This window comes from Pseudomonas sp. S34 (genome assembly GCF_009866745.1).
Taxonomy (GTDB): Bacteria; Pseudomonadota; Gammaproteobacteria; order Pseudomonadales; family Pseudomonadaceae; genus Aquipseudomonas; species Aquipseudomonas jessenii.
The window spans coordinates 2180263-2205956 of the sequence record NZ_CP019398.1; the positions used below are offsets into that span (position 1 = coordinate 2180263).

The window sequence follows — 25694 nt, forward strand, 5'->3', positions numbered from 1 at the left end:
CAGAGCCGGAGTGCGGAGTCCTCTGGCCAGCAGTTCTATACTCGCTTTGTCCTTTGGCCAAATGAGGCTCAAGACCGCATCCCTGGTCAGGATGGAGTCTCATCAGGACAAAGCACCTTTTATGTCCGTCAGGGATTTGCGCGGCCAGGATCCGCAGGAGTACTCTTTGTTCTGATCGCCCCACCGATAGCGATAAAAAAAGCTGACCGACACACCGTCATAACGGACTGAGATTCGACCGGCGAGATTGCCATCTTCCCTGAGGATCCGGCCGGCATCATTGGCGGTCAGCGACTCGAGTTCTTTGATGGTAATTTTGGCCATAAAATGGACTCCCCCTACTTTTACCCCCACAAAAACGTCGGCTCTTGATGGACGTTACTGGACTCTCGTAGAGCAGAACACCGCTGGAGCTCAAGTAAATACTGGCTTAGAAAAATCCAGAGTAAAATTTTGGGATCTTTCAAGAAGTATGAAAAAGGAGATGGGTGCTAGGGGTAGAGTGTTCGAATCACTCCGTCCCGACCATATAACTCAAGGAGTTGCGAGACTTTATCTCGCGACCCCTTTTTAATCCAGGCCGTTTTTACCCCTACAAAACGGTTGGCTCTCAGTAGAATCATCACCGCATCTTGTCATGTGAGTTCACGTCGCTTCTGGCCCTTTTTCGCGCTGCCTTTGGCACCGATCCACTCCAATGCCAAAGGGCTAGATGTAAACAATTTTGTTATGAGCATAATTAGGTATTGCGATCATAATTCATTGCCGACATGTGGAGGCCAGTAATCAGTAATGACGCCGGGCTGACGAGCAGTTTCTTTTATTAACATCTTCAATCAATGAAGTTCGCTGCTGACATACATCGCATCGGAATGCCAAGACATGCTGCTCAACCTAAACTCTCGTCATAGAGTGGTGGCGGTTAGTTATTGTATTTTAATGATGACCTTGCCTTTTGATCTCCCTTGCCCGACATAACTCAACGCCTCGGCTGTCGATTCGAAAGGGAAGGTTCGGTCGATCACCGGCTTTATAATGCCGGACTCGATGAGCGCCGTTATCTCATCCAGCTGGGCACCACTGGCACGCATAAATACGAACGCATAGTTGATATTTTTTTTACGCGCTTTTCTGCGGATACCACTGCTCAACATACGCATGACCAGGCCCAATCCCCAAAACAGTTTTTGCTCTTCAGCGAACTGCGGCGTCGGCGGACCCGAGATGGAAATGAGCTGGCCACCAGGCTTAAGAATGGTGAGCGACTTTTCCAGTTCTTCAGCGCCCAAGCTGTTCAAAACGACGTCGTAGTCCTGCAAAACGCTTTCGAAGTTTTGCTTCTTGTAGTCGACGACAACGTCCGCTCCCAGCGCTTTAACCCATTCAACATTGTTTGTGCTGGTGGTTGTCGCAACGAAGGCGCCCAGATGCTTGGCGAGCTGGATGGCGATGGTGCCAACACCGCCGGAACCGGCGTGAATAAAGACCTTCTGGCCTTTTTGCAACCTGGCTGTTTCAACCAACACCTGCCAGGCCGTCAGTGCGACCAGGGGGAGGGAAGCAGCTTCTTCCATGCTGATATTTTTGGGTTTCAACGCGAGTGCATTTTCTTCCACAGCAATAAGCTCGGCGAAAGTGCCTATGCGCTCTTGAGGAGGGCGCGCGTAGACTTCGTCACCTAGCTTGAAGCGCCGCACAGCTGAGCCCACGTCAACCACCACCCCAGCTAGGTCATTGCCCAGTATCAACGGGAATGAATACGGCAATATTAGTTTGAATTCGCCTTTACTGATCTTCGAATCGAGCACGTTGACGCTTGTGGCGTGCACTTGAACCAGGACGTTATGGGCACCCAATTCAGGGGCAGGCACCTCGCCAATACGTCCATTATGCTTGCCGTAACGGTCGATTAAAAAAGCCTTCATATTGATTCAACTCTCATCGCTTGAAATGGGAATGACGGAGCATCCTCAGGCATCCAGGAATGCCGTTGCTTTCGCCACGAAGTCGGCATGATGTTGAAAAATTCCGCCATGCCCTGCGTCTTCGTAAATGATCAGGTGTGAATTCGGGATCCGGTTCGCCAAGTCAGTAGAGTTCACCGTGGGTACCATGATGTCGTGGTCACCGTTGGCGATAAGCGTCGGTATCTGTATGCGACTGAGGTTCTGCGGGGGCTGCCTGCCCCATGCGTGAATGGCTTTCAACTGCCGCAAAAAAGCGGTTGGCGTTGGATTTTTGTCGCGATCTTTCCTGCGCTCCTTCAGGCGATTCAGAAAATCCTTGGCGGCTCGCCGGCCATTGACCGTCGAGGTGAAGAATAGGTAGGTCTTCGGATCGCGCAACGTCAGCAAACCTTTAAGCATCAATGGCCATGACACTGACCAGACCTTGTCGATGCCGGTGCCGCCAGCAGGCCCGGTACCGGTCAGAATCAGTCTGCGCACCAGGTCAGGGGCGCTCAGAGCAATTTCCTGGGCCACGAACCCTCCAAGTGAAAAACCCAGCAGGTCGACCTTGTCGAAACCCAGCGCACGAATCAAAGCGATGGCATCGCTTGCCATTTCACTGACCGTCGCAGGGGCTGTGCCATCTGAGGCGCCGATTCCCCGATAGTCAGTGGCGATGATGCGCCTGGTGCTTGCGAGCCCATCGATGATCCGTGGGTCGAAGTTGTCCAGCACTGCGCCCCAATGGTTAAGCAGAACGAGCGGCAACTCACCCTTGGGGCCTATGTCACGGTAAGCGAACGCTGTTCCTTCGACCTTGATCCATTGGTTCGCTGCATTTACGAACTGCGTGCGCGATCCGGGATGAAATTTTGTGTCTTGAATATTCATGTTTGCCCCGTGATGCGGGTCGAAAAGCTGCAAGTGAGACTGTGTTGCAGGCGCTTTTAAATCGAATGTTACGCACCAGCGCCTGCTGCGCGATGATTACGCCTTGGCTTGATAACGCTCGGCGACATCGGATTGCCTGATCTCTGACAGCAAGCCCTGACGTGCACCCTGCAAGGCATCCCAACGGGCGGCGTCCTGCAAGGGTGGAATGGTCACGGGCTCGCGACGATCAAAACCGACCAGCGCCGCATCGACCAGATCACCCACTTCCATGACGTCAGTGAGGGTATTGATGTCGATGCCTGCTCGCTCCCAGATTTCGGTGCGAGTGGCTGCCGGCAGAACGGCTTGCACATAGACGCCTTTGGGCGACAGCTCCAGGCTCATACCTTGAGAAAGAAACAGTACAAACGCCTTGGTCGCGCCGTAGACCGTCATCCCGAACTCCGGTGCCAGGCCAACGACCGAGCCTATGTTGATAATCGCTCCGTCCCCGGCTTGTGCCAGGCGTGGGGCGATGGCGCTGGCAAGCCGTACCAGTGCGGTAGTGTTGAGCGTGACCAACTGAGCAACGCTGTCGGTGGATTGTTCGATAAAGCTGCCGGATTGTGCGGCGCCTGCATTGTTCACCAGGATGCCAATACTGGCGTCGTCGCGCAGGCGAGCCTCGACCGTGGTCAAATCGCTGATTTGGGTCAGGTCAGCCTGGAGAACATCAATGATGATGTTGTGTTTCTCACGCAGCCGGGCTGCAAGAGCATCCAGCCGCCCTTTGTCGCGGGCAACCAGTACGAGGTTGTGCCCGCGCTGTGCAAAGCGCTCGGCATAGGTAGCGCCGATGCCAGTGGAGGCGCCGGTAATGAGAACGGTGGCAGGGATGCTCATGAATTGATCCTCAGTTTCGGATATCGATAGGCGAGTCATGCGTGGTGTCCGGAGGACGTGCGCAGACGTGATTTTTAGCCGTGCCGGGTACTGGATTCAGCAAGGGTTGGGTAGTCGATGTAGCCTTCTGCCCCGCCGCCATACAGGGTCGCAGGATCGAATGCCGACAAAGAGGCAGCGGTTTTAAGGCGCTCCACCAAGTCCGGGTTACCAATGAAGGGACGTCCAAAGGCGATCAAGTCAGCCTTGTCATCGTTGAGTTGAGAGGTGGCCAGACTCACGTTGTAGCCATTGTTCGCGATGTAAGTGTTTTTGAAGCGTTGGCGCAAAGAACCAAAGTCGAAGTGCGCAATATCGCGCGGCCCGCCAGTCGCGCCTTCGACCACATGGAGGTACACAATGCCCAAGGCATCGAGTTGGTCGACAATGTAGTCAAACTGGGCCTGCGGTTCGCTGCTGGAGACACCATTGGCTGGCGAAACTGGCGATATACGGATGCCTGTGCGTTCTGCTCCGACCTCGTTTACTACCGCCGCCGTCACTTCCAGAAGTAGGCGAGCGCGGTTTTCAATCGAGCCACCGTAGGCATCGGTGCGGATGTTGGCACCGTCCTTGACGAACTGATCCAGCAAATAGCCGTTTGCGCCGTGGATCTCCACGCCATCGAATCCCGCAGCGATGGCATTTGCCGCCGCTTGGCGAAAATCATTAACGATCCCGGGAAGCTCGCTGATATCAAGCGCTCGCGGCTCTGAAACGTCCACGAAGCTATTGTTGACGAACACCTTGGTCGCGGGACGGAGTGCGGAGGGTGCTACCGGAGCGGCACCGTTCTTCTGCAGGTCAACGTGCGATACGCGTCCGACATGCCACAGTTGCAGGAAAATTCGTCCGCCTTTTGCGTGGACGGCATCGGTGACCTTGCGCCAGCCATCAATCTGCGCCTGCGTGTAGATACCGGGCGTATCCTGGTAGCCCTGTCCCTGCTGCGAGATCTGCGAGGCTTCGGAGATCAACAGGCCTGTAGAGGCTCTCTGGCTGTAATAGGTTGCAGCGAACTCGCTCGGGACGAGGCCTTCCCCCGCACGGTTACGCGTCAGCGGAGCCATCACGATTCTGTTGGAAAGTGTCAGCGAGCCGAGCGTGTACGGCTCAAATAACGTCTTATCGTTCATATCGTTTCCATACTCGTTGATTAATGAAGGCGACATGCGCCGTGCCAGGGAAGATTCGCATTGGCGCATTTATGATGTCGATCGCACTCAAAGATGTCAACGCTTTTGATTATGATCGACATCAGAGTATGATGAGGGCATTGCTTTGAGATGCAGAGGCGCAGGAAATGAAGATCACCAAGGCGCAATCACTCGCCAATAGAGCTCACATCGTTGAGACGGCTTCAGAGCTGTTTCGAGAGCGTGGCTACGATGGCGTGGGGGTGGCTGAACTCATGGCAGCAGCCGGATTTACGCAAGGCGGTTTCTATAAGCACTTCGGCTCCAAGGCTGATTTGATGGCTGAAGCGGCAGCGAACAGTCTTTCGCATTCGCTGACCAGTTCCGAAGGTCTCGAAGTTGCTGAGTTCATCGATTTGTATGTGTCGAGGGATCACCGAGACGGCAGGGGCAGCGGTTGCACCATGGCGGCCCTTTGTGGAGACGCTGCGCGTCAATCAGATGAGTTGAAAGCCACCTTTGCCAGCGGGGTAGAAAGCACGCTGGCAGCGCTCGAAGAAAAGTACAACGCGAGGCAAGACGCGCCGCAGGATGGGGTACGGGCAAAAATGATCGACATGCTGGCGCATGCAATCGGTGCGGTCATGTTGTCACGCGCCTGCCCAGATGATTCTTCTCTGGCTGATGAAATACTCGAGGTTTGCCACGCTGAGATAATTGCTTCATTGCCGTTGGCTCAGCATTGCCCCGGAAAGTAGGCACCATCTTCCGTGAACGATATTCAGCAGTCTCTCAACTTCGCCCAAAATTCTTCAGCGGATTGGCTGATAGGAGCCGTTGGACGCGTGAGGTGAATTTCCAAGGGGATATCCCAGCTTTCATCAAGAGCTCGTACAAGACGTCCGTCGGTGACTTCCTGTTCGGTTAGGCTCCTTGGTAGCCAGGCCACACCTTTGTTTTCCAGGGCCATGGACATCAGTACCGCAGCGAGGTGACTACTGAATAATGGCTTGAGGTGAAGGAAATCTTCCTTTCCATTAAGCCGGTGAGCCACGATGCGTCCCAACCCGGACTCTTGGGTATACGCCAAGTACGGCAACGATGCGGGCGAACTTTCAAAGTTGGCAGAAGCGCTCGCCAATGGAACGAGAACATCTTCGCCAACCTTTTTGCCTATGAACTGATCAGGGGTCAACAGCGGTGGAACATCCGGGTGACGATGACAAAGCAGGAACTGCACCTGGCCCTGAATCAGCATCTGCTCACAGACCGCCATGCTGTCGGAATGCAGCCGCACAGCCTCAATGGGAGCGCCGTTTTCCGTGCTTCTTAACCATCTCGGGAAGAAAGTGAACGACAGCGAATGGGTTGCAGCGAATTGCAGAGTCTTGGCAGCCATTCCCGCCACTTCCTGGGCTTCGCTGCGCATTCGGTACAAGCGCCTGGCAGTCTCCTGGGCACTTGGCAAAATCTGCTTCCCAGCCTCGGTCAGCGTTGCACCTTGTGGCGTGCGAACGAACAGTTCAACACCCATCCAATTTTCCAGTGAGCGGACTCTGCGACTGAATGCCGGCTGAGTAACGTGGCGCGCTTCAGCGGCACGAACAAAGCTGCCGTACTCTGCCAACGCTGAAAAATCTTCTAGCCAAACGAGTTCCAAGGGCCATGCCTCCTGTGCATAGGGCTCGGCATTAATAGCATTGGGCGGGTGTCATCGCAAAGCATAACGTGGGGCCACCAACAACAAGAGGAGCCCGTCATGCGTATCGTAGACATCCGTGAAAAAACTGTTTCTATTGCCTCCCCAATTGCCAACGCCTATATCGATTTTTCCAAAATGACCTGCTCGGTTGTCGCTGTCGTCACGGATGTGATTCGCGATGGTAAACCAGTAATCGGCTACGGCTTCAACTCCAACGGTCGCTACGGTCAAGGTGCACTGATGCGTGATCGCTTCCTGGCGCGTATCACGGAAGCTGATCCAGATACTCTCATCGACCACGAGAACAACAACCTGGATCCGTTTGCCATCTGGAAGACTCTGATGACTAACGAAAAGCCAGGTGGTCACGGTGAACGTTCAGTCGCAGTGGGTACCATTGACATGGCTGTATGGGATGCCGTTGCCAAGATTGAAGGCAAGCCTCTGTATCGCCTGCTGGCCGACCGTTATCGTGACGGCGTGGCAGATGACAAGGTGTGGGTCTACGCAGCGGGCGGCTACTACTACCCTGGCAAAGATCAAACCAAGCTCAAGGCAGAAATGCAGAGCTATCTGGATCGTGGCTACGACGTCGTCAAGATGAAGATTGGTGCAGTATCACTGGACGAAGATATCCGTCGTATCGAGGCGGTACTTGAAGTGGTAGGGGACGGTCGTCGACTGGCGGTCGATGCCAATGGCCGCTTCGATCTGAAGACAGGTATTGCATACGCGGAGGCCATCAAAAAGTACAACCTCTTTTGGTACGAAGAGATTGGCGATCCGCTGGACTACGCGCTGCAGGCTGAGCTTGCAAATCACTATGAACTGCCAATGGCTACCGGGGAAAACCTGTTCTCCCACCAGGATGCCCGTAACCTTCTGCGCCACGGCGGTATGCGCCCTGATCGCGACTACCTACAGTTCGACTGTGCTCTGTCCTACGGGCTCGTGGAGTACATGCGCACCCTGAAGGTGATGGAAGAAATGGGTTGGTCTTCCCGCCGTGTAGTTCCGCATGGTGGTCACCAGATGTCCCTGAACATCGCAGCGGGTCTGCACCTGGGCGGTAACGAATCGTACCCAGACGTGTTCCAGCCTTTCGGCGGGTTCGCTGACGGGATTCGTGTGGAAAACGGCTATGTCGGTCTGCCGGATATTCCAGGTGTCGGCTTCGAAGCCAAGTCCGCCTTGTACGCAGTGATGCGTGAGCTGGGCGAAGGCTAATAGCCCTCGAACTGCGGCCTTTTTCAAGAGGCCGCAGTTATCAGGCGTCACTCACTGACGCCACGCCACACGCCCATCACAAAAATAAAATGAGGTGCTCCCGTGGAAATCTCCAAGTCCCGCTGGTACAGCCAGCTGTATGTGCAGGTGCTGATCGGTATCGTCATCGGTGCAGCAATTGGTCACTTTGAACCGCAATTCGGAGCCAAGCTCCAACCTTTTGCGGATGGCTTTATCAAACTCATCAAAATGCTGTTGGCGCCTATTATTTTCGGTACCGTCGTCGTTGGTATCGCTAAGATGGGCAGCATCAAGGAAGTCGGGCGGATCGGCGTCAAAGCGCTGCTCTACTTTGAAATCCTTTCAACCATTGCGCTGGTCATCGGCCTTATTGTGGTCAATATCGCAAAGCCAGGCGCTGGGATGAATATCAACGCTACCACGCTTGATGCCAGCGCTATCGCCAAGTACAGCCAAGCCGCCAGTGAGCAGGGCGGAACAATCGATTTCTTTCTCAACATAATCCCGAGTACCTTCATTGGCGCATTCTCGAATGGCGTCATGCTTCAGGTCATCTTGATTTCGGTTTTGATGGGCGTTGCCCTCGTTCAAATGGGCGAAACCAGCAAACCGCTGATTAATACCATCGACCTGTTTCTGCAAGGGCTGTTCAAGATCGTGGCAATGGTTATGCGTCTGGCTCCGATTGGTGCCGGCGCTGGGATGGCTTTCACTATAGGCAAGTACGGAATTGGTACCTTGCTGTCACTCGGCCAGTTGCTGGTCGCGCTCTACATCACGACCTTGATTTTCATCGTGGTAGTGCTGGGTACGGTTGCTAGATGGTCGGGCATGCCGCTTATGCAATTTCTTCGTTATTTCAAAGATGAAATTCTCATCACGCTTGGCACCTGCTCAACCGAAGCCGTACTTCCGCGAATGATGGTGAAACTTGAAAAGCTGGGCTGCAAGAAGTCAGTGGTGGGCATGGTGCTACCAACTGGATATGCCTTCAATGCGGATGGCACCTGCATTTACCTCACCATGGCGGCGATTTTTATCGCACAGGCAACCAATACGCCACTGACGTTTATGGATCAGATGATTCTGTTGGGCGTCTTCCTGCTGACCTCAAAAGGCTCCGCTGGCGTGGCGGGTGCCGGGTTCATAACCCTTGCGGCAACGCTCACAACCATCCACTCCATTCCGTTGGTAGGCCTTGTCCTGCTTTTGGGCATCGACCGATTCCTCAACGAAGCGCGAGCCGTGACTAACCTGATCGGCAACGGTATCGGCACCATCGCCATTGCCAAATGGGACAACTCCTTTGACGTCGAAGCCTGCGAGCGTGAGATTGCCGCAATGAAACTCGAAAAGGCAGCGCGAAAAGAATTGTTGGCGCAAAAGTAATCTGCAAAGTTTACCGGTCATTTCCGCTTCAACCACGGCCATGACCGGTAGTGATTTCCAGGACTCGTTCAACGCGGAACGATCCCAAAGAAGTCCTCGAATGAATTTGATGGAGCCGAAAAAATGATTGAGCGATCTCATCATGAATTGCGCAAGGCGTTTGGTGATTTACTTCATGGAACAGTCTGTAAATTTGCTGCTTCCGTATTCGATCCCATCTCGGTTCGTATGGCATCCGACCTTGGTTTTGAGGTTGCAATCCAAGGTGGTTCCGTCGCCTCGCTTCAAGTGCTCGGAGCTCCGGACATTTCTCTGCTCACGCTTGATGAATATGTCGAGCAGGTTTCCAGAGTCGGGCGGGCCAGCCAAATCCCAATCATTGGGGACGCTGATCATGGGTTTGGTAACGCACTCAATGTAATGCGAACAGTGACCGAACTGCAGAAAGCCGGTGTTGCTGCCCTAACGCTGGAAGACACCCACCTACCGGCCAAATACGACGAGCAGTCGCACGTACTTATCGAAATGGAAGAAGCCGCAAGCAAGATTTACGCTGCGCGGTTTGCCCGTTCAGATGATGCCCTCAGCATCATCGCCCGTACGAATGTGGCCGTTACCACTTTAGAAGACTCCATTGCACGCACCACGGCCTATCAAAAGGCTGGGGCCGACGCGATTTGCCTTGTCGGAGTAAAGGACTTCCAACACTTGGAGGCACTCACCTCGCATCTTTCCGTGCCGATCATGCTGATCAATTATGGAAACCCTGCACTGAGCGATGTTGAGAAACTGAGTGCAGCCAATGTGCGGATCGTGGTCAATGTGTTGACGCTGGCGCCGAATTGACCCACGAGCTGAAGCAAGACTGACCCACCTCAAAATCTGCACAAATCTCGCATGGGCAATGGTTCGAGAGGAACAGACTGGGTCAGTGACATCTCGGCAACTGGGTCAATTCGGCATCGGTGCCAACATACAAGATTTTGCGCACCTCGAACAGATAGTGGAGCACATCACGATTCCACTGATGTTGGTCACTTACGGAAATCCAAGACTCAACGACAACGAACGGCTAGCCAAGCTAGGTGTACGAATCATTGTTGCAGGTCATGGTGCTTATTTCGCCTCCATTAAAGCGACCTATGACTGCCTTCGTGAACAACGCCAGCTCACGCGCAGCACATCAAACTTAAGCGCTACCGAGCTGGCCTTTACCTACACGTTGCCGGAAACATATTTGAATTGGGCCCGGGACTTCATGGATGTTCGGGAGTGATGAAAATCTCCTGATCAGCTCCTGTTGCTCTGCCTACAGGTTTCCTCCTGCTTGAATCCGCAAGCATGATTTGCGTGCCGAGAAGAGCACTCGCACTCATGCGGTTTGGTCACCCTCGGTTGCGTATTCAGCAGTTTGCTTGCGGAGCGATCTGGAAGCTTTTTTCTTCTCAACAAAGCGCTCGAAGCCCTAAGCACCGCTAGCGTCTTGTTGATGAACTCTTCGTTCTTGCTGATCGTCGCCAACGCGCCGCGCGCAGGTGGTCTCGATCACCTTGAATCTTGGCGGCATGGTGCGTTCCCTGCTAAAAAATGGTGCTCTACAGGTACCGGTAAGACTCTGTGATTTCAACCGCTGTGCAGGACTTGGCTGAGACAATTCATGACAGCGAAACGCGGTTTAAAAATTGTTATGTCAACTCAAAAAAGTAGGAGGCGTGAGGTTATTTCTCCCATTGTTCAAGCAGTATTGAGACGAATTTTTCCGCTGCCGGAGATAGTGAAGCGCCTCTCCGGTAAACCAGTCCCAACGATCGGTTAACTATAGGCTCTATCAAAGGGACGCTTACCAAGGTTGGATGATCCACAGCAGGCATTGCGAGGCTCGGCATTGCCGAGACGCCTAATCCCGCTTCTACCAGGCCCAGCGATGTAGACAGGTGTTGAACCTCATAGAACCACTGTGGACGCCAGCTCAAGCCTGACAAAGCGTGGTCAAGCAGCATGCGGTTGCCGCTGAGGCGACCGACTCCGATAAGGCGGTAATTGCTCAGTTCAGACCAGGTGACCGAGCTGCGCTCGGCCAACTCATGATCGCGTCGACAAGCTAAAACAAAAGGCTCGTTGACCAACGGCACGAACTCTATGTCTGGGTGCTGGCCGCTCATCATGTTGATGCCAAAGTCGGCTTCGCCACGCAGAACAGCCTCCAGCCCTTCGTTTGCACTGAGATCAAGCAAGCGAATGCGGATTTGTGGATAGCGCTCGTTGTAGAGGCGGATTACCGAAGGGAGGAAGTAGAAGGCTGCGGTTGGGATACAGGCAAGGGTTACGCGGCCGCTCTGCCGCTCCGCCAACTCTCGGATGTTAAGTATCGAGTCGTCGAAGTCATCCAATAAGCGTCGTGCCTTGGGCAGGAAGTCTCGCCCAACGCTGGTGAGGCTTACCCTTCTTGTCGTGCGATCAAGAAGCGCTGTTCCCAATCCCTCTTCAAGCTTTTTCATTCTCCGACTCAGCGCGGGTTGAGAGAGATGCAATGCATCGGCAGCTTCGTGGAAGCTTCCAAGTTCGGCGATCTTCACGAAAGATCGGATGTCATTGAGCTCATAATTCACTTTTTTATCTCACTAGCCGAGAGTTGTTAAGCCCAGTCAGCCTAAATTCATCATTCGTAAAACGCAATAATCAGGCTGATATTTGCATTGGAAACAATTTTTAAAGCCTGCGACTCTTGCTCACAAGACATCAATTACCCCGATTGATCAACAAGAGTTAGTGTTCATGCAACGAATTCCCTGTGTGCTAATGCGCGGTGGTACTTCCAAGGGCCCAGTGTTCCTCGACTGGGATCTACCTGTTGCGATCGAAGACCGTGATGAACTGCTGCTCAACCTCATGGGCTCTGGGCATGAACTGGAAATTGACGGCATTGGTGGCGGTAGCCCACAAACCAGCAAGGTGGCGATCGTCAGCCCGTCGCTGCATCCTGAGGCGGATGTCGACTATCTGTTCGTTCAAGTCATGGTCTCCCAGCGTCGAGTCGACACCGCGCCTAATTGCGGCAACATGCTTTGCGCCGTTGGCCCGTTCGCCATCGAGCAGGGGCTGGTAAAAGCCTCCAAAGACCTGACACGTGTGCGTATTCGCAACCTCAACACGGGCACTTTTGTGAACGCCGAGGTACAGACGCCCGGTGGGAAGGTCAGCTATGAAGGTGACACCGCCATCGATGGTGTGCCGGGTACCGCTGCTCCTGTGCAACTCACCTTCCTGGATGCTGCGGGCAGCAAGACCGGCAAGCTTTTCCCGACTGGGCAAACGCAGGATTTGATCGACGGTATTCCAGTGACCTGCATCGACATGGCGATGCCGATGATGATCATCGAAGCTGGCCAACTGGGTAAGCGCGGCGATGAAAGTCCTGCTGAACTGGATGCCGACAAAGAGTTCCTGCGTCGCCTCGAGTCCTTGCGACTGCAAGCCGGCTTGGCAATGGGCCTGGGTGACGTCAGCGACAAAGTGATTCCCAAGCCTGTACTGGTGTCACCGGCCAAGGCTGGCGGCACAATTCAGGTGCGCTACTTCATGCCACACAACTGCCACCGGGCCTTGGCGATCACCGGTTCCATCGGCCTTGCCACCGCTTGTGTCACTGAAGGCAGTGTGGTCACGCAATTGCTCGGCGGGGTTAGCGAGCCGCGCTTGAAGCAAGTACGCATTGAACATCCAAGTGGCGGGATAGATGTCGTGTTGTCCTACACCGGCGATCAGGGTGAGACAATTCGTGCCTCAGTGGTGCGTACATCGCGCAGGCTGTTCTCCGGTTTTGTCTACGCCACGGCTTCCCAACGACTTGCCGGATAATTTCCCCTGGTCATTGCCGTTCTTGCATCAGCACAATTCTAAAAATGGGTGATGCCATGAAAGTTGTAAAATCGCTCTACTTCCAGATTCTCCTCGCCGTGCTGTTGGGTGTGCTGGTCGGACATTTTTGGTCGCAACAGGCCATCGCCTTGAAGCCGCTTGGTGATGCCTTCATCAAGTTGATCAAGATGATGATCGCTCCGGTGGTGTTCTGCACCATCGTCACCGGTATTGCCGGCATGAGCGACAAACGCTCCCTCGGGCGTCTGTTGAGCAAGACCATGCTGCTGTTCCTGGCACTGACCGTGATCAGTTTGATCATAGGCCTGGTGTCGGTCTACCTGTTCAAACCCGGTGTGGGCATGAACATTGACCCCGCCCAGTTGAGCACCAAGGGACTGTCGCAATACACCGATTCCGCCGCGAAGCTGGGAGTGGTCGAGTTTTTCATGCACATCATCCCGGACACTTTCATCGGCGCTTTCAATAAGGGTGAAGTGCTGCCGGTGTTGTTCATCGCGGTGCTTTGCGGTTTCGCACTGTCGGCCATCGGCGAGCGTGGCAAGCCGGTACTGGATGTACTGGAATCCGCCTCGCACATGGTGTTCAAGATTTTCTCCTATCTGATGCGCTTCGCTCCGATCGGTGCTTTTGGCGCGTTGGCATTCACCGTAGGCCAGTACGGTATTACATCGTTGGGCTCGCTGGCCAAGCTGATCATGACCTTGTACGTAGCCTGTGCCTTCTTCGTCTTTGTGGTGCTGGGGAGCATTTGCCGGGCAAATGGCTTCAGTCTCTGGAAGTTGCTGCGCTACTTCCGCGAAGAGTTCCTGGTGGTGCTCGGGACTTCCTCAACCGAGCCGGTGATGCCGCGGATGTTGGAAAAGCTGCAAGCCCTGGGTTGCAAAAAAGGCGTGGTGGGGTTGGTGCTGCCAACGGGGTACTCGTTTAACCTCGACGGTACGGCAATCTACCTATCGCTGGCAGCGGTATTCATTGCTCAAGCTTGCAACATCGATCTAAGCCTGACACAGACCGTGACCATGCTGGCCATCATGCTGTTGTCCTCGAAGGGTGCAGCAGGTGTGACCGGAGCCGGGTTTGTCGCGCTGGCGTCGACACTGACTGTGATCCATGACATTCCCTTGGCCGGCCTTGCACTGCTGATCGGTATTGACCGCTTCATGTCGGAAGCCCGGGCCTTGACCAGTCTGGCAAGCAACGCCGTGGCTACCGTGGTGATGTCCATCTCGGAGAACGCTTGTGATCGCGAGACACTGATGCGGACTCTTGACGGCGAACCGTCGCCCTCCCTGGCACAAACCCAGAGTGAAAACTGGGATGGTCGCAAGGTCACGGAACACGTCTGACCGGACACGCCTGAAACACCCAACAAACATTTCATTCAACTCCCCGCCAGGCACGGCTGATCGTACCGTCTGGCGGGTTCGAGGTCGTGCGCCTGCGCATCGGCCACGCTACTGATAAGAACAAGAGAACTGACCTATGCTCGCATTTCTTGGTTTGGCCATGGTGGTGGTTTTTACCTATCTGATAATGTCGAAACGCCTATCGCCGATTGTCGCCCTGACGGTGGTGCCGATTGTGTTTGCGGTGATTGGCGGTTTTGGCGGTACTACGGGCAAGATGATGCTCGACGGCCTGAAGATGGTTGCGCCTTCGGCTGCGCTTCTGCTGTTCGCCATCCTGTTCTTCGGCCTGATGATTGATGCCGGGTTGTTCGACCCGTTGATTCGTAAAATCCTCAAGCGTGTAAACGGCGATCCGATGAAAATCGCTATTGGCACCGCGCTGCTGTCACTGCTGGTAGCCCTCGACGGCGACGGCACAACCACCTACATGATCACCTGCGCGGCAATGCTGCCGTTGTACAAGCGTATCGGCATGAACCCGATGATTCTGGCGACCATCGCCATGTTGTCCTTGAGCATCATGAGCGGCATGACCCCATGGGGCGGGCCCGCTACAAGGGCGATCGCGGCACTGGGCCTGGATGCCGGCGAGTACTTCGTGCCCTTGCTGCCGACCATGATCGGCGGCGCGATGTGGGTGGTGTTCACCGCTTTCCTCCTGGGCCGTGCCGAGCGTAAGCGCATCGGTAATGTGCAGCTACAGAGCGGTGGCGGTAATTGCTACATCGACGAGATCCTGGGCGATACCCCGCACAAGCGGCCTAAACTTGCATACGTGAACCTGTTGCTGGTGATCGCGGTCATGGTCGCGCTGGTAATGGGGATCATGCACTCGGCGATCCTGTTCCTGATCGGATTTGTCCTGGCACTGATGATCAACTACCCGCAACTGGATATTCAGAAAGAGCGCATTCTCGCCCATTCCGGCAATGCGATGACGGTGGTGCTGCTGGTGTTTGCCGCCGGTATCTTTGCCGGGATTTTCTCGGGCACCAAGATGGTCGACTCCCTGGCGCAAACGCTGGTGGACTGGATTCCGCCATCCTGGGGTCACCTGTTCCCACTGGTGGTGGCGATCACCAGCATGCCGTTGACCTTTGTTCTTTCCAACGATGCTTACTACTTTGGGGTGGTACCCATCTTGGCTAATGCCGCTGCAGCCTATGGCATTGACCCGGTGGAAATCGCCCGCGCGTCGATTCTCGGTCAGCCAGTACACCTGATGAGTCCGTTGGTAGCCTCAACCCTGTTGCTGGTGGGTATGGTCGATCGTGATATCGGCGATTTCCAGAAAGCCACCGTCAAATGGGCGGTACTCACTTCATTAGTAGTCACCGCGCTAGCCCTGTTGACCGGGGCGATCAGTCTCTTCTCCTGATTCACCCCAACCATCTGTTTCTCCTGACGCGCTTCGCTTGCGAGGCGTGCGCTGTTCTGCACTCCAAATAACAACAATGAGTAGTTTGCCAATGACCACTTTGCATACCCAGCGGGCGCTGTTTTCACTTCTTGGTTTGTTGCCGCTGGCCAGCGCCAGTGCAGAAGGATTGATCGACGACAGCAAGCTCAAGCTGCAATTGCGCAACGTCTATTTCAATGAAAATTTCCGCGATGAGCATGGCTTGAGTGCCAAATCAGCAAGGACGGCGAAGAGCGAGCGAACCGAGTGGGCCCAGGGATTTCTGTTGGATTACCAGTCGGGATTTACGCCTGGCACTATCGGGTTTGGTGTTGATGCCCTCGGCCTGCTCGGGGTCAAGCTCGACTCCGGCCGTGGCCGCAGCGGCACTGGCTTGTTGCCCGTACATGATGACGGTCGTGCGGCTGACGAATTCGCAAGTCTGGGTATGACAGCCAAAGCCCAACTGGCCAAGACCACGGTCAAATACGGCACCTTGCTACCCAAGACTCCGGTGCTGATCTATAACGACGCGCGTCTGTTGCCGCAAACGTACCAAGGCACTCAGATCAGTAGCGTCGACATCGAAAACCTCACCCTCACCGGGGGCTACCTGGATCGATTCAAACTGCGTGATTCCAGCGACAGCATGCCGATTGTGCCCGACGGTTACGGCGGAGATAAATCAGGCGACTTCAGCTATGCAGGCGCCGAATACAAGCTGGGAAAGAGCGTTCGTTCGAGTTACTTCTACGGCGAACTGGAAAACTTTTACCGTCAGAACTTTGCAGGTATCCAGCACGATCAGCCCTTGGGCGGCGGCGTGCTGACCAGTGATTTACGCTACTTCAACAGTGTCGATACCGGCTCAGCCTTCGGTGGCAAGATCGACAACAACATGCTGAGCGGGCAACTGTCTTACGCCATCTCTGGCCATACCTTCGGTGGCGGATACCAGACCCTCAGTGGTGATGCCGGATTGCCTTTTATCAGTGGCGCAACGGTTTATTCGTTCAGCAACGCCGGGATAGGCAAGTTTGTCGAGGAGGATGAAAAAACCTGGATGCTTAATTACGGCTATAACTTTGCTGCCGTCGGCGTGCCGGGTCTGACGTTTTCCACCCGGTATCTGAGCGGCAACGACGGTAAGTCCGACACCGCTGTCAAGGAGTGGGAGCGTGATGCCGAACTGGCTTACGTCGTGCAACAAGGCACCTTCAAGGGGCTGGGTGTGCGGTTGCGTAACTACGTTTACCGCTCTGATTATTCCCGTGGCCGAGATAGCAACCGAATCTACTTTACCTACGACATCGCCCTCTGGTGATCCCCTGATTGCGGCCTCGCGATTTTCGCAGGCCGCCTTTTCAGTGGCGGCTTCATAGGATTGGACGGTGGGCAAATCATCGACAGCGCACGCTGACGGTCACGTCCAATTTTCGAGCGTCTCCTCCACCGAAACCGCAAGACATGCCTTGGCGTGTCTTGCGGTTATTTCAAGCAATGCTTACCGATGCAACAGGCTCCCGCGATGCTGCGCGTGCAGCCAGGAAGGCAAGAACGGCCGCCACGCCTAGCAAAGTGGCGCTCAATTCGAAGGTCGCTTGATAGCCGCTCGAGTCGAAGACCAGCCCGCCAACGGTTGCGCCAGACGCAATAGCGAGTTGGATGATCGCCACCATTAAACCGCCTCCCGCTTCAGCAGCGTGTGGCAACGTTCTTGCCAGCCATGTCCACCATCCCACGGGCGCTGCAGTCGCAACCAGTCCCCATGCGCCAAGCAAGACGGTCGTGGTGGCCGTCGAGCTACCGAATGAAACAAGCGCCAGTGCAATCATCGCCATAAAGATCGGGATGACGATGAGGGTTCGATGCAGGCCATTTTTCAAGAACGCTTCAATCAGGAAGGTTCCGGCAAGTCCCGCCAGGCCCAGAACGAGCAACATAAAAGACAGCATGGAGACACTGACGTGCGTGACCGTTTCAAGGAATGGGCGCAAATAGGTAAACAGCATGAACTGGCCCATGAAAAACACACTGACCGCTACCATGCCTAGCGCGACCGGTACGCTTTTCATCAACCTGAAGACGTTTCCAGTGCCTGAGCCGCTTTGCGATTTCATCGGTGGAAGGCTTACAGACAGCCATACACAAGCGACTATCGCGACTGGGATGACGCACAAGAATGCACCGCGCCAGCCAATCAAGGCACCGAGAAAACTGCCCAATGGTGCTGCAATCACAGTCGCCAAAGCGTTGCCGCCGTTGACGATTGCCATGGCGCGTGTGACCTGGTCATCAGGCACAAGGCGCATGGCGGTTGCCGCCGACAGTGACCAGAAGCCACCAATCGCAACACCGATCAGCGCGCGCCCGATCATGAATACCCCGTAGTTCGGTGCGAACGCGACCACTGTTCCGGAAAGGATCATCAACAGCGTCAGTGAAAGAAGTAGCGGTTTACGGTCAACCCGCGCCGCCACCAGCGGGATAAGAAGGCTGGTGAATAAGGCAAACAGCCCCGAAACGGAAATGCCCTGACCGGCTTGTCCTTCGGTGATATGCAGATCGGCGGCAATTGGTGTCAGCAGGCTGACGGGCATGAACTCCGATGCCACCAGCACGAAGGCGGCGAGCGACATGGCCAGGACAGCGCCCCATGAATGTTGAGCTTCATGGTAGGAGGGAAGATGGGGCATTGAAAAATCCTGTATTGCGTGAAGCGTCGCGGCTCCAGAAGCGAAGCCGCGAGAGAGGAACGGTTCCCGTGTGGGTCGCCGATCCGATTACTTCAGATGACTGTTGAAGAACGTGGCCAACTTGGCGAAGGGAATCAAATTGACCCGATCGTAAAGATCCACATGCCCGGCATCTGGAACGATCAGCAACTCTTTGGGTTCGGCCGCCCGTTTGTAGGCGTCCTCGCTGAACTCCCTTGAGTGCGCCGTGGCGCCCGTAATGAAAAGCAGTGGGCGCGGGGAGATGGTCTCGATGTCGTTGAATGGGTAGAAGTTCATGAACTTCACATTGCTGGTCAGCGTCGGCATGGTAGTGGTTTGCGGCGATGCGCTAGCGGGGGTGACCTCGCCGCGCGGAGTGCGGTAGAAATCATAGAACTCGTCACCCACAGCGTTGCCGGTCAGCTTTAGTGGTGAGCCGCTGGTATAGCGAACTTCGCCGCGCCAGAATTCCGCGTTACGTTGCTGCGCCGCATCGCGAATGATTTGCTGGCGTTGTTCCAACGTGACTGAGTGCTTGAGACCGTTACGGTTGGCCGCCCCCATGTCATACATGCTGACCGTGGCGATGGCTTTCAGACGAGGGTCGATCTTGGCGGCGCTGATGGCGAAGCTGCCACTGCCGCAGATACCGATGACGCCGATACGCTCTCGATCAACAATCGGGCGAGTGCCGAGATAGTCCACGGCGGCACTAAAGTCCTCGGCGTAAATATCAGGCGAAACTGCTTGGCGAGGCGTACCTTCGCTCTCACCCCAGAACGACAAGTCCAGTGACAGCGTGATAAATCCCTGCTCGGCCATTTTAGTGGCGTAAAGATTCGCGCTCTGTTCCTTTACTGCACCCATAGGGTGTCCGACGATTATCGCTGCACTCTTTGATTGCGGTTCGAGTCCTTTGAGGGTGAACAAGTTACCTGTCACCTTCATGCCATATTGGTTTTTGAAGTTGACCTTTTCCACGATCACTTTATCGCTGGTGTAGAAGTTGTCTGCGCCGTTCGACATGTTGGCTCCCATTGAAGAAAAAGAGATAACAAGCAGCCCTAGGGCTAGCAACATTCCTTTCACTGGATATTCCTTTCGATTGAATGGTTGTTCACTGGAGTTTTTGACTCAGGCGTTTAGTCAGCCAACGTGGCGTTGTCGACCACGAAGCGATACTTGACGTCACCCTTGAGCATTCGCTCGTAGGATTCATTTATCTGGTCTGCTCGAACCAGTTCGATGTCGGCGACGATGCCGTGCTCGGTACAGAAATCCAGCATCTCCTGTGTTTCCGGGATGCCTCCGATCATCGAGCCAGCAATCGTTCGGCGCTTCATGATCAGGTTGAATACGTTCGGCGATGGGTGTGGCGAGGCGGGCGCGCCGACCAGCGTCAGCGCACCATCACGCTTGAGCAGCACCAGAAACGCATCAAGATCGTGGGGGGCTGCGACGGTGTTGAGAATGAAGTCGAAACTCTTGGTATGTGCAGCCATTTCTTCAGATTTGCGCGATACGACGACTTCATCGGCGCCTAACTCCTTTGCCGCCTCGCGCTTGGATTCAGAGGTGGTGAACGCCACGACGTGGGCGCCCATCGCATGAGCCAGCTTGATGCCCATGTGGCCCAGGCCACCGATGCCGACCACGCCTATTTTCTTGCCTGGGCCGGCATTCCAGTGGCGCAGAGGTGAGTAGGTGGTTATGCCCGCGCACAGCAGCGGAGCGACGGCAGCCAGTTGTGCCTCGGGATGGCGGATGCGCAACACGTAGCGCTCATGCACCACGATGTTTTGCGAGTAGCCGCCCAGCGTCCAGCCGGGTGCGTCCGGTGTCGGGAAGTTGTAGGTGCCAACCATGTCGTCGCAGTAGTTTTCTAGGCCAGTCTCACAGTCGTCGCAGTGTTTGCAGCTGTCGACGATGCAGCCTACACCGACCAGATCGCCGACTTTAAAATCCGCTACATGTGCGCCCACCGCTGATACGTGGCCGACAATTTCGTGCCCCGGTACGCAGGGAAATTGCGTGCCTGCCCACTCGGCGCGTACTTGATGCAAATCCGAATGGCAGATGCCACAGAAGGCGATATCGATCTGAACATCATGGGCCGCCGGCTCGCGGCGGTTGATCTGCATCGGCTCAAGGGGTTTTTCGCCTGCGTGAGCACCGTAGGCTTTGACAAGCATGGGAGCATCCTCGATGGGTTTGTCGGATGAACATTCTCCCGCTCTGCCCAGACCCTCTGTAGTGCATTGCGCTGGATTACTTGCCTGATTCTATGAGTCTCTGTTTTTTTGCAGGACGGTCGGTAGCTGGCGAGTTAGAGTTCAGTGAAGAGGTACAAGACGAATATGAACAACAACCCCGACGCAGCTCCTCAACAGACATCGCCACAAGAAAAGCTTGCGCAGATCATCGGCGCGCAGATCTCGAAACCAGGTGATTTCGGAACGGCCATTACAGGTCTCGGCTTCTTCAGGCGCGAACATCCAGCACCGCCCATCGTCTGCATGGTCGAGCCAAGCATCATCCTCATCGCCCGGGGTGAGAAACAGCTCTGGGTAGGTGGCGAGGGTTACCCCTACGACACGTCGCGATTTCTGATCACCTCGTTGGACTTACCTGCCAATTCAGAAGTGCTAGCGGCAAGCCCGGAACAGCCATGCCTAGGGCTGACGTTGAAACTCGATCTGCGCATTCTGGCTGAGCTGATAGCGCAAAGTGACCTGCCGCCAACCCGTGATCGATCAGTTGTGAAAGGGGTAGGAATTGGTGCCGTGACACCAGCGATGCTGGCCTCATTTGAGCGCTTACTGGCACTGCTCGATGAGCCGGAGTCCATCCCTGTCCTTGCGCCCTTGATCCAGCGCGAGATTCACTACCGTCTCTTGCAGAGTGATCAGGCGAGCCGGCTTCGACAAATAACGTCTGTCGATGGCCAAGGTTATCGGATCGCGAAAGCCATCGATTGGTTGAAGTTGAATTACACCTTGGCGCTTCGCGTCGATGAACTTGCGGCCCGAGTGCAGATGAGCACTCCGACCTTTCACCACCACTTCCGCCAACTCACCGCGATGAGCCCCTTGCAGTATCAAAAGTGGCTGCGACTGAATGAGGCAAGGCGATTGATGCTCAATGAACACCAGGACGTATCCAGTGCCGCTTTCAAGGTCGGCTATGAAAGCCCATCGCAGTTCAGCCGTGAATACAGCCGGCTGTTTGGCGTACCCCCAAAGAGGGATATTTCGGCGTTGCGAGGGCAGGGGTAGGACCTTCAGTGCGTACAAGGGGCTACATCGACCGGTTAAATCCACAACCCATTGCGGACACTCAGAATGATGAGGGGCTATGGTTGCCTACACGAGGTGGTCGCGGTGATGACTGGCGTCAGAGGTGATGTAGAAATGATCTGACATTAGATTTCGTAGCATCGCTTGGCGATCGTCGGGAAGGTCAACCAGGGTGCCTGGGCCGATAGCTGCCGGTGGGTTACGAGGAGTTCAACTGGCCGCGTTGAAGCTTCGATTAAATTCAACGACGTCATGATGAGAAGGGTTTTTGGCGAATAGTGCAGGGAGTTGCGCATTGAACACCTCTCTCTTCTGCGCGGCGGCTCCCTTGACTGCAGCATTCAGCGCCGGGCGCATCTCTTCAGCGGTGTAATCGCAGCAGTACGCTGGCGTGCAGGGCTGTTGACGCCATGAGTCTTCGAGGCTGCCGCTGTCGACCGGCTCGAATCCAACGTCATCGACAAGTTGCATCACGAGACGCTTATGATTTTCATCGTCCCCCGCAACGGCTACGCCCAGGCGGCCTTCGGCGTCTTTTGGCTTACCAAGATTTTCCAGCGAATAAGCAAGAATATTGTTGAAGGCCTTGATTACCGGTCGGCCAAGCTGCTTGCTGACCCACACGCTCTCGGTTTGACCATTTTCCAAAGCGGCGATGCGCTCGTCTCTCAGGCCCGGGTAGTAATTACTCGTGTCGACCACTGGAACCGAGGATGGCAATGCGGCCAAAAGGTTCTTGGGAAGAGTCGCCATGGCTGGTTGGGGAATGGAAATAATCACAGCATCGGCGCCGTCGAAGACATCGTTCAGATCGCAAGCAATAGCACCCGCTTCCTTGGCAAAAGCGCTTACCGAGTCCTTTCCGCGAGAGTTGGCGACGCTGATCTCGTGGCCAGCAGTGACAAGCTTTCGGGTAAGGGGGCCGCCGATAGATCCAATACCAACGATCGCAATTTTCATAATGCCTCCAGGGATTCAAAGTCCGGATACGTTAGTATCAGCACTGCAAGATCCGCAAGAACCGACGTTTTAGTCTGTAACCCACCAAAAGGTAAGTATCGATGGAGCGCGAGTGGGAATGTGGGAACCCTTTACGACGGCAGGCCTGGTCAGCCGCTATAAACGCTACGCTTCGCGTTTTGGAGGGCAAATGGAAAATTGTGATCATCAATGAGCTGATGGCCGCTAAAGGCCGGCCGCTTCGGTTCTCCGAACTGGAAAAGCTCATTCCCGATGTCACGCAGAAGATGCTCATTCAGCAGTTGAAAGGGCTTCAGCAGGATGACATCGTTCAACGCACCGTATACCCAGAGGTGCCGCCGCGGGTGGAGTACGCGCTGACGGTGCTGGGTCATGCACTCGGCCCGGCTATGACTGCCCTTATAGACTGGGCTGAGCTTCGTCACCAGCACGAGGAGAAGGGGATGGGACTGTCTAGCGTAAGCGACAAGGAACTTTTGGAACGCTAATCCGCCATATGCGATTACTCAAAACGTCAACCCGTTTCAAATCTGATCAACTGTGGTTTTCAAACGTTCGATTTGTGACTATATATATAATTAGTCACAATTTGTAAGTCCTCGATAGGGTGAGTAAGCTATTTCCATGAATCAGCCATCAATATCTTCATCTTCGCCCAGCACCCGTGGCCCAGCCGATCACGACATTCGAGACCAGATTGTCGCGGCGGCCAACGAGCACTTCAGTCAATACGGCTACAGCAAAACCACGGTTTCCGACCTGGCCAAGGCCATCGGGTTTTCCAAGGCTTACATCTACAAATTCTTTGATTCCAAGCAAGCAATCGGTGAGGCCATCTGCGCTAATTGTCTGGCAGAAATCGTCGCGGCAGTGGAGCAGGCTATCAATGTAGAAGGCCTGTCTCCAACGGAGCGCTTTCGACGTTTGGTCAAAACTGTTATCGCCACCGGTGTGAATCTGTTCTTCAACGACCGAAAACTCTATGACATTGCAGCGTTCGCGGCGTCGGAAAGCTGGCCCAGTACGCAGGCTTATGACGCACAGATCAAAAGCTTCGTGTCGCAAATCGTTCGGGAGGGGCGAGAGATTGGCGAATTTGAACGCAAGACTCCGCTGGATGAAACAGTAGAAGCGATACATCTCGCGCTACGGCCCTTCGTCAATCCCTTGCTGCTGCAGTACAACCTCGATTTCGTCGAGGAGGCGCCCATGCTCACCTCCAACCTCATCTTGCGTAGCCTCATGCCTTGACCTTCGGCTAAAGGTTTACGGCATCCCCGGGTAAGCAACAGATCATCAAACGGCTTTTCACTTGGCCCTTCGTCCATCCGGCGAAGGGCATTTATTTATCTGTATCGTGACCAATGACTGATTTTGTCACATGAGTAAATATGGTGGTCCGTCGCATCTACTGCGTCATCTCAGTGATCCCATAGAGTTCAAACAATGAAAAAAATAGTGCTCAAGAGCCCATTTGGCCTTGCTGTCGTGCTCGCATCCTCAAACGTTTTTGCAAGCGGCTTTGCTCTTAATGAACAGAGCATCAGCGGGATGGGGTCGGGGTTTGCCGGTCGCTCCTCCTCTGCTGAAGATGCGAGCACGGTATTCGGTAATCCCGCGGGAATGTCTCGCTTGAAAAGAGAGCAGGTCAGCGTGGGAGCTTCGACTCTTTTTGCCAAGTCCGACATAAGCCATACCCGCAGTACATTCGGAGGCCAGGAAGACGGCGACATGGTGCCAACCACCACGGTACCTATGGGGTACTACGTCAAACCTATCGATGAGCATTGGGCGTTTGGTGTGGGTTTTTATGTACCTTTCGGTCTGATCACTGACTATGGCAGCGGTTTTGCCGGGCGTTACTACGCCAACAAAAGCGAGGTCACGACTTTTACGTTCCAGCCCACCATCAGCTATGCCTTTAACGACAAAGTTTCGATCGGGTTCGGTCCGACCATCAACCGTATCAGCGGTGAGTTGTCCGGTATGGTGCCCAACCCACTCAGTCCTGGTCGCAACGACGGAAAACTTAAAAGCACTGGCGACGACACTGCCCTCGGTTTCAACGCCGGTATCCTGGTGCAGGCTACAGACCGAACCCGTTTGGGCATGACCTACCATTCCAAGGTCAGTTATCAATTGGATGCCAAGACCAAGGTCACTGACGGCATCTTTAGCGTGTTGGGAGTCAGCGGCCGGAGTTATGACGCTTCGCTGGATGTGGATACCCCGGAGTCAGTGGATCTCTCGGTGACTCATCAGCTTAATAATGACTGGACCCTTTACGTGGGGGAGCACCTGGACTCGCTGGAGTCGCTTCAAAGAATTAACCATCGAGAACACGGGTTTACCCCCTGCGTTGAGCGGCGCGCTGGGCACCATTACCGAAGAGCAGAACTGGCATGATACGTGGGCTCACGCCATCGGCACGGCGTACAAACTGAATGACGAGTGGGTGCTTCGCGCAGGCTTTTCGGTCGATCAGTCACCCACCAATAACATCAATCGTGGACCGCGCATTCCGACGAGCGACAGGAAGGTGATCAGCTTCGGTGCTGGCTGGACTCCGGCAGAGAATGTCACGATCGATGTGGCTTACTCCTACCTGTGGGAGGAGAGCGTTCAGGTCAATGACACCTCGGCGACCCGAGGTGCATACAGTGCCAACTATAAGAACGGTGCGAGCGGGCTCGGTACTTCTGTGAGTTACCGCTTCTAGTTGAGTGCTGTTACACGATAAGTGTCCTGTCGGGAGCACGCGTTGCCTCCCG

20 protein-coding genes and 4 pseudogenes are annotated in these 25694 nt (G+C 54.8%); 13 read left to right on the top strand and 11 right to left on the bottom strand.

Annotated features, from left to right (window positions below):
• Positions 1-117: 117 nt before the first annotated feature.
• From PspS34_RS09735 to PspS34_RS09755, 5 genes and pseudogenes are all read right to left on the bottom strand, one after another.
• A pseudogene (locus PspS34_RS09735) lies at positions 118-324 on the bottom strand (site-specific integrase); the annotation flags it as partial.
• A 602-nt stretch (positions 325-926) separates the two neighbouring features.
• Entirely contained in the window at positions 927-1925 is a 999-nt protein-coding gene (locus tag PspS34_RS09740) for an NADP-dependent oxidoreductase (RefSeq protein WP_159389625.1), read from the bottom strand.
• Between the two features lie 45 nt (positions 1926-1970).
• Positions 1971-2840 carry an alpha/beta hydrolase gene (locus PspS34_RS09745; protein ID WP_159389626.1) on the bottom strand — a complete coding sequence of 290 codons (870 nt, stop codon included), beginning with the start codon at positions 2838-2840 and terminating at the stop codon, positions 1971-1973.
• Between the two features lie 96 nt (positions 2841-2936).
• Positions 2937-3725, bottom strand: coding sequence for an SDR family oxidoreductase (locus PspS34_RS09750; protein ID WP_159389627.1), 789 nt, complete (start codon positions 3723-3725; stop codon positions 2937-2939).
• Positions 3726-3799: 74 nt separating this feature from the next.
• Positions 3800-4900: an alkene reductase gene (locus PspS34_RS09755; protein ID WP_159389628.1), complete on the bottom strand. Its 1101-nt coding sequence runs from the start codon at positions 4898-4900 to the stop codon at positions 3800-3802.
• 167 nt (positions 4901-5067) lie between these two features.
• On the opposite strand from PspS34_RS09755, the gene PspS34_RS09760 reads away from it, so the two are divergent.
• Entirely contained in the window at positions 5068-5658 is a 591-nt protein-coding gene (locus tag PspS34_RS09760; protein WP_159389629.1) for a TetR/AcrR family transcriptional regulator, read from the top strand.
• Positions 5659-5681: 23 nt separating this feature from the next.
• On the opposite strand, the gene PspS34_RS09765 is transcribed toward PspS34_RS09760, so the two are convergent.
• Positions 5682-6560 carry a LysR family transcriptional regulator gene (locus tag PspS34_RS09765; protein ID WP_159389630.1) on the bottom strand — a complete coding sequence of 293 codons (879 nt, stop codon included), beginning with the start codon at positions 6558-6560 and terminating at the stop codon, positions 5682-5684.
• Between the two features lie 99 nt (positions 6561-6659).
• Between PspS34_RS09765 and PspS34_RS09770 the strand changes: the two genes are divergently transcribed.
• The 4 genes and pseudogenes from PspS34_RS09770 to PspS34_RS09785 form a co-directional block, all read left to right on the top strand.
• Entirely contained in the window at positions 6660-7829 is a 1170-nt protein-coding gene (locus PspS34_RS09770) for a mandelate racemase/muconate lactonizing enzyme family protein (RefSeq protein WP_159389631.1), read from the top strand.
• A 102-nt stretch (positions 7830-7931) separates the two neighbouring features.
• On the top strand, positions 7932-9239 hold the full coding sequence (dctA, locus tag PspS34_RS09775) for a C4-dicarboxylate transporter DctA (protein WP_159389632.1): 1308 nt from the start codon (positions 7932-7934) through the stop codon (positions 9237-9239).
• Positions 9240-9362: 123 nt separating this feature from the next.
• Positions 9363-10061: pseudogene (locus PspS34_RS09780) on the top strand (isocitrate lyase/phosphoenolpyruvate mutase family protein); the annotation flags it as partial.
• Between the two features lie 151 nt (positions 10062-10212).
• A pseudogene (locus tag PspS34_RS09785) lies at positions 10213-10515 on the top strand (oxaloacetate decarboxylase); the annotation flags it as partial.
• A gap of 442 nt (positions 10516-10957) precedes the next feature.
• Here PspS34_RS09785 and PspS34_RS09790 read toward each other — a convergent pair.
• Positions 10958-11848 carry a LysR family transcriptional regulator gene (locus PspS34_RS09790; protein WP_015095835.1) on the bottom strand — a complete coding sequence of 297 codons (891 nt, stop codon included), beginning with the start codon at positions 11846-11848 and terminating at the stop codon, positions 10958-10960.
• 166 nt (positions 11849-12014) lie between these two features.
• On the opposite strand from PspS34_RS09790, the gene PspS34_RS09795 reads away from it, so the two are divergent.
• From PspS34_RS09795 to PspS34_RS09810, 4 genes are all read left to right on the top strand, one after another.
• The gene (locus PspS34_RS09795; RefSeq protein ID WP_090454503.1) at positions 12015-13097 is read left to right on the top strand and encodes a 4-oxalomesaconate tautomerase; all 1083 of its coding nucleotides are present in this window, start codon (positions 12015-12017) and stop codon (positions 13095-13097) included.
• A 44-nt stretch (positions 13098-13141) separates the two neighbouring features.
• The gene (gene dctA, locus PspS34_RS09800) at positions 13142-14467 is read left to right on the top strand and encodes a C4-dicarboxylate transporter DctA (protein WP_090454505.1); all 1326 of its coding nucleotides are present in this window, start codon (positions 13142-13144) and stop codon (positions 14465-14467) included.
• A gap of 136 nt (positions 14468-14603) precedes the next feature.
• Positions 14604-15908, top strand: coding sequence for a citrate:proton symporter (locus PspS34_RS09805; protein ID WP_090454507.1), 1305 nt, complete (start codon positions 14604-14606; stop codon positions 15906-15908).
• A 91-nt stretch (positions 15909-15999) separates the two neighbouring features.
• Entirely contained in the window at positions 16000-17253 is a 1254-nt protein-coding gene (locus PspS34_RS09810) for an OprD family porin (protein ID WP_159389633.1), read from the top strand.
• Between the two features lie 169 nt (positions 17254-17422).
• Here the strand turns inward: PspS34_RS09810 and PspS34_RS09815 are convergent, their stop codons facing one another.
• From PspS34_RS09815 to PspS34_RS09825, 3 genes are all read right to left on the bottom strand, one after another.
• On the bottom strand, positions 17423-18625 hold the full coding sequence (locus PspS34_RS09815; protein ID WP_174245508.1) for an MFS transporter: 1203 nt from the start codon (positions 18623-18625) through the stop codon (positions 17423-17425).
• Between the two features lie 87 nt (positions 18626-18712).
• Entirely contained in the window at positions 18713-19735 is a 1023-nt protein-coding gene (locus tag PspS34_RS09820; RefSeq protein ID WP_159389634.1) for an alpha/beta hydrolase, read from the bottom strand.
• 53 nt (positions 19736-19788) lie between these two features.
• Complete coding sequence (locus PspS34_RS09825; protein ID WP_159389635.1) at positions 19789-20838, bottom strand: NAD(P)-dependent alcohol dehydrogenase; 1050 nt, start codon at positions 20836-20838, stop codon at positions 19789-19791.
• A 165-nt stretch (positions 20839-21003) separates the two neighbouring features.
• Between PspS34_RS09825 and PspS34_RS09830 the strand changes: the two genes are divergently transcribed.
• Entirely contained in the window at positions 21004-21921 is a 918-nt protein-coding gene (locus PspS34_RS09830) for an AraC family transcriptional regulator (protein ID WP_159389636.1), read from the top strand.
• Between the two features lie 231 nt (positions 21922-22152).
• Here PspS34_RS09830 and PspS34_RS09835 read toward each other — a convergent pair whose 3' ends face one another.
• A complete protein-coding gene (locus PspS34_RS09835) occupies positions 22153-22902 on the bottom strand; it encodes an NAD(P)-binding domain-containing protein (protein ID WP_159389637.1) in 750 nt (249 codons plus the stop codon).
• 101 nt (positions 22903-23003) lie between these two features.
• Here PspS34_RS09835 and PspS34_RS09840 point away from each other — a divergent pair, with 101 nt between their 5' ends.
• From PspS34_RS09840 to PspS34_RS09850, 3 genes and pseudogenes are all read left to right on the top strand, one after another.
• Positions 23004-23411, top strand: coding sequence for a helix-turn-helix domain-containing protein (locus PspS34_RS09840; protein WP_090454518.1), 408 nt, complete (start codon positions 23004-23006; stop codon positions 23409-23411).
• A gap of 136 nt (positions 23412-23547) precedes the next feature.
• Positions 23548-24174 (top strand): TetR/AcrR family transcriptional regulator, encoded by a 627-nt coding sequence (locus PspS34_RS09845; RefSeq protein WP_159389638.1) that lies wholly within the window; start codon positions 23548-23550, stop codon positions 24172-24174.
• A 195-nt stretch (positions 24175-24369) separates the two neighbouring features.
• Positions 24370-25642 (top strand): annotated as a pseudogene (locus tag PspS34_RS09850) (outer membrane protein transport protein).
• The last annotated feature ends 52 nt before the right edge of the window (positions 25643-25694 follow it).